The sequence below is a fragment of the Kitasatospora sp. NPDC056327 genome (assembly GCF_042261735.1).
In the GTDB taxonomy this organism is placed as follows: domain Bacteria; phylum Actinomycetota; class Actinomycetes; order Streptomycetales; family Streptomycetaceae; genus Kitasatospora.
On record NZ_JBHJRC010000488.1, the window covers coordinates 1 to 3,175 of the forward strand.

The following is a 3,175-nucleotide window of genomic DNA, read 5'->3' on the forward strand; positions in this document are numbered from 1 at the left end:
GCACCCGGACGGGCCCGCGTCCGCGTCCGCACTCCGGACGGCCGCGCCCTGGTGGCCCGCAGGCGGCCGAGCTGCCCATGCTGGGGCATCGAACCAGCGAGGTGCGGATGTTCGACGAGAGCTTTGCCTTCCCCAGCAGCCTGCTCGGACCGGTCCCGGCCGCCCCCCGCGGCACCGGCGGCCCCGGCGGCCCCGACGGCACCGGAGCCGGGAGCGGCGCCGCCGACGGCGGACGGGTCCGGGGCGCGGTCGTCGGCGGCGGGATCGCCGGCCTGGTGACCGCCTACGAGCTTCAGCGCCGGGGCTTCGACATCGTCGTCTACGAGCGGCTCGACCGCCCCGGCGGACGGGTCCGTACCCACCGCTTCTGGGACGGCACCTACGCGGACCTGGGCGCGATGCGCGTCCCCGAGAACCACCACTGCGTGCTGCACTACGTCCGGGCCTTCGGGCTGCCCACCCGCCCCTTCGTCAACGCCAACCCGGACGCCTACTACCACCTGCGCGGCCACCGCGTCCGGATTCACCAGGCCGGGACGCTGGACTCGGTGTACGCGCTGGGCGCCGGCGAGCGCGGCGCCCCCCTCGACGTGCTCGACGGCCTGCTGCGCGCGGTCTGGGCCGCACTGGGCACCGACCAGCAGCGGCACCTGCTGGAGGGCCGCTGGGACGACCCCGCCCTGGAACGGCTCGCCACGGTCTCGCTCTGGCAGTACGTCCACGAGCGGATCTCCCCGGACGCCTGGCAGCTGCTCGGCCACGCCAGCGGCCTCGCCCACTACGAACAGTCCTGCCTGCTGGAGGTACTGGTCGACTACTTCGGCCTGTTCCACCTCGGGCAGGTGGAACTCGTCGGCGGCATGGACACGCTGGTGCAGGCCTTCGTCCGGGCGCTGCGGCCGGGGACGCTCCGGGTCTCCACCCGGATCGACGAGCTGGCGCTGACCGGCACCGGCGTCCGGATCGGCGGCCGGCGGCTGGGCCACCGGATCAGCGAGCTCTTCGACTTCGCGGTGTGCTGCGTGCCGGTGCCCGCGCTGGACCGGATCGACGTCCGGCCGGCCCTGCCGCACCACCAGCAGCACGCCGTCCGAGGCATCAGCTACGCCAGCAGCACCAAGGCGCTGGTGCACACCCGGCGGCGCAGCTGGGAGCTGCGGGACGGCGTCTTCGGCGGAGGCAGCTTCACGGACATGCCGATCCAGCAGTGCTGGTACCCCTCGGACAACGCCCGCCCCGGCGCGGGCGGCGGCCCGGTGAACGGCAACGGGGCCGGCCCGGCGAACGGTGACGGCCGCCGCCCGCGGTACCGCCTGGTGGCCGTCGACCCGGACCGCTCGCACGCCCCCGCCGTGCTCACCGGCGCCTACCTGTGGGGCGCCAGTGCCCGCCGCTTCACCACCCTCCCGCCCGCCGACCGCGACCTGCTCGTCCTCAAGTGCCTGGAGCGGCTGCACCCCCGCATCCGCGACGACGTCGACGACATCGTGCACTGGAACTGGGACGACCAGATCGGCCCCGGCGGCGGCGCCTTCGCCCACCTCGCCCCCGGTGAGCACGGCCGCTACCTGGTCGGCCTGGGCACCCCGCACCCGGCCGCCGACCCACGGATCTGGTTCGCCGGCGAGCACCTGTCGGCCGCGCACGCCTGGATGCAGGGCGCGGCCCAGTCGGCGCTCGGCGTGGTGCTCCGGGTGCTGGAACGGTGGCCGCACCGGGGCGGCGAACAGGCCGCCCCCGCCCGGGTGGGCAGCCGACCGTGAGCCTGGGCCGCGCGGAGCTCCGTGCCCCGTTCAGGCCGTCCGCCGACGGCGTGGAGCGGATCGGGCTGGAGGTCGAGAACGGCGTGCTCGACCCCGCGACCGGTCTCGCCGCCCCGTACGGGGGCGCGCGCGGCATCGAGGCCGTCCTGCGCACGGCCCTCGCCGAGTGGGGCGGCGAGCCGCTCACCGACACCGGCCGGCTGACCGGCGTCGACCTGCCGGACGGGGCCCGGCTCACCCTCGAACACGGCGGGCAGCTGGAGTACTCCTCCGTCCCGGTCGCCGGGCTGGCCCGCGCGGTGACCGCGGCGCGCACGATGCTGGAGCGGCTCGCCGGGCTGGTGGACCGGTTCGGCTGGGCGCTGCTGCCCGGCGCGCTGCTGCCCTTCGACCGGGTGGAGGCGATGAGCTGGGTGCCGATGGTGCGCGGCGCCGTCATGCGGGAGCACTTCGCCCGGATCGGCCCGGCCGGCGCCGGGGCGCGCCGGGTGATGGCGCTCTCGCTCTCCACCCAGGTGCACCTGGACTACCTGTCCGGGCGGGACTTCACCGAGAAGCTGCGGATGCTGATGGCCGCCGCCGTGCCGGCCGCCGCGCTCTTCGTCAACTCCCCCATCAGCGGCGGACGTTCCAACGGCCTGCTGTCGCACCGCTCGCACGACTGGCTGCGGATGGACCCGGCCCGCTGCGGCGTCATGGCACCCGCGCTGCGCGCCGGCGTGGGGGTGGAGGACGTCGTCGACTGGGCGCTGGAGCGGCCGATGATCTACCGCCGGCTCCCGGACGGCGGCTACCGGCTCGCTCCCGAGCGGCCGTTCGGCGCACTGCTGCGGGAGGGGTTCGAGGACGGCTCGCCACCGGGGTACGCGGACTGGTCCTCCCACCTGTCGCAGCTCTGGACGGCGGTGCGGGTGCGCGGAACGCTGGAGCTGCGGGCCGGGGACGGGCCGCCCTACCGGCACCTGGCGGCCGTCCCGGCGCTGTGGACCGGCCTCGGCTACCACCGGCCCTCGCGGGAGGCCGCCTGGGAGCTGCTGCGCCGCTTCACGCCCGCGGAGCACCGGGCGGCGGCCGGGGCGCTGCCCGCCGAGGGACTGCGGACGGTGCTCGGCGGTGAGCCGGTGCTCGGCCTCGCGGCGGAACTCGTCCGGCTCGCCCGGGCCGGGCTGCGGGCCCGGGTGGACGCCGGGCTGGAACCGCCGGAGGTGCTCGGCTACCTGGACCCGCTGGACGAGGTGCTGCGCACCCGGAAGACCTTCGCCGAGCAGTGCGCGGACCGCTGGGAGGGCGATCTGCGCCGTGACCCGCGCCGCTACGTGGCCGAGTACCGGGTCTGAGTACCGGGCCGGAGCGGGCCGGCGGGCCCGAGGGCCCGCCGGCTCCGTGCGGTGGGTGACCGCCCGGCCCGACAC

At 76.4% G+C, this 3,175-nt stretch carries 2 protein-coding genes; both read left to right on the forward strand.

The genetic code is table 11. The features are described 5' to 3' along the window. Positions 1–77: 77 nt before the first annotated feature. The gene (locus ACFCX4_RS35570; RefSeq protein WP_376151506.1) at positions 78–1,763 is read left to right on the forward strand and encodes a flavin monoamine oxidase family protein; all 1,686 of its coding nucleotides are present in this window, start codon (positions 78–80) and stop codon (positions 1,761–1,763) included. Continuing rightward, the gene (locus ACFCX4_RS35575) at positions 1,760–3,100 is read left to right on the forward strand and encodes a glutamate-cysteine ligase family protein (RefSeq protein ID WP_376151508.1); all 1,341 of its coding nucleotides are present in this window, start codon (positions 1,760–1,762) and stop codon (positions 3,098–3,100) included. The genes ACFCX4_RS35570 and ACFCX4_RS35575 overlap by 4 nt, the downstream gene beginning before the upstream one ends. Positions 3,101–3,175 lie beyond the last annotated feature (75 nt).